Source organism: Thermococcus sp. M36 (assembly GCF_012027355.1).
Classification (GTDB): domain Archaea; phylum Methanobacteriota_B; class Thermococci; order Thermococcales; family Thermococcaceae; genus Thermococcus.
The window spans coordinates 1-523 of record NZ_SNUH01000099.1 but is presented as its reverse complement, the minus strand read 5'-3'; the positions used below and the strand labels follow the sequence as shown (position 1 = coordinate 523).

Sequence of the window (523 nt, the reverse complement as noted above, 5' to 3'; positions counted from 1 at the left end):
ACCATCGAGGAGCTCCGCTCCATCGGCTACGACATCGATGACGTTATCTACGTTGACGACCGAGTGATTCACATCGATGGTGTCAAAATGGCCGTTCCAGGTGTGGATTTCATCCACATGTGGGTGGACGTAAAGAGTTTTGAGGAGCTTAAACAACTCCTTCAAAAGTTGGGGTGATAGGATGGAGTTGCTCGTCATTAAAGACAAACGCATAGACTACGACGGTTCCGCGATAGGAAGCCACTGGGCCTATAGGAACTTCGGAATCCTCGGAAACTCGCTCGTCGTCTTTCGCGGAAAGTGCGACGTCAAGGTCGAAGAGATGATTGACATAGAGGACCTTCGCGCGAGCAAGGAAATCAAGAGTGATGACATGGTGCACTACATCATCGAGGTCTTTGATTTGGTCAACACTCTCTTCGCCTCGACGCTCCAGAAGCTCTTCATAGCCAAGCTCTGTGAGGTTTTGGCTGAATACGGCGTGAAGACCGAGAGAAAGGGCGACGACATCTACGTTGAGATC

General features: G+C 50.3%; 1 protein-coding gene. It reads left to right on the top strand.

The features are described 5' to 3' along the window. Positions 1-181: 181 nt before the first annotated feature. The coding region (locus tag E3E36_RS11500; protein WP_167895540.1) for a DUF366 family protein at positions 182-523 on the top strand (342 nt) is incomplete at its 3' end.